Annotated in this window: 1 protein-coding gene and 1 pseudogene; one reads left to right on the top strand and one right to left on the bottom strand. The window is 51.4% G+C overall.

What is annotated here, in order from left to right:
* Positions 1-398, bottom strand: a pseudogene (locus AC2FNR_RS00815) (tetratricopeptide repeat protein); the annotation flags it as partial.
* A 266-nt stretch (positions 399-664) separates the two neighbouring features.
* Here AC2FNR_RS00815 and AC2FNR_RS00810 point away from each other — a divergent pair.
* Positions 665-1,027: sulfurtransferase (locus AC2FNR_RS00810; RefSeq protein WP_496847658.1), on the top strand; the 363-nt coding region annotated here is incomplete at its 3' end.

Here is a 1,027-nt window from a genome sequence, read left to right as displayed (position 1 = left end):
ATTAAGCCAAATACGCTGGTACATGTCTGAGCCAGCAAAATATCTCGCGGATGGTCTGCGACGTGATCTCGGATGCGCCTGTAGGCCTGCGGTGCACGCCCCTCAATGAGATCGCTGATAATGTCGATCTGGGCGGCTTCGCGCGGGCTGACGCCATGCGACAGTTCCTTTGCGACGGCTATTTCACGCTTTGCATCTTGTCCACGCCCGACAGTAACAAGGTAGCGCGCAAGCCCAACATGCGGCATAGCAAAACCATCATCAGCCCGCATTGCAGAACGGTAAGCTTCTTCAACATCATCAAAAGCACCCAGAAAACGGTCGATGCCTTCAACATAGGCGTCTCGCGCAGTTTGTGATATGGTCGTTAGCGGGCTTCCGTACCGATCTTCAAGCATCCAAACCTTCCACTATCTGTACCAAACCTGTCCGTCAGTGAGCTATATGAGCATGCCTACCCATTAACGAGTCAAAGGAAATTGACGTTACGAGGCGCCATGATTTCAGCATCCGTTTCTTTCAGAAGTCTCATGAAATCATCAAAATGCCGTTTGAACCATATTTGCTTTATTAAATCCCGATTCTCCAAAATTGGACTCCGAAAGCAATTTTGGGGATTATTCCATACGGCTCGACCCGCGTCCGGTTAGAGGAGAACGTAGGTATGACAACCCAAACTCGCCCGCTCATTGATACGGCTTGGTTGGCAGATAACCTGACTAACCCGAAACTACGCGTCATTGATGTTCGCTGGAAGTTTAGGGAGGAAAACGGCAAGGGCGTAGCCTATGACGATAGGAGTGAGTTCCAGGCCGAGCACATTCCTGGCGCAGTGTATGTTGGCATGTCGACGGAGCTTGCAGACAGCACTCAGAACACTCCCGACATGATGCTCGGGCCAGAGGATTTTGGGAAAAAGATGCGCGAGTTGGGTGTTTCTAACGACAGTCATGTCGTGGTCTACGATGACTCCGGGCTTCCATTGGCGTCTGCGCGTCTTTGGTGGGCACTTTCGCACTATGGCCAT

This window comes from Ruegeria sp. SATB045 (assembly GCF_059613525.1).
Note: the sequence above shows the minus strand (reverse complement) of the source record. Positions and strands in the feature narration are given on the sequence as shown.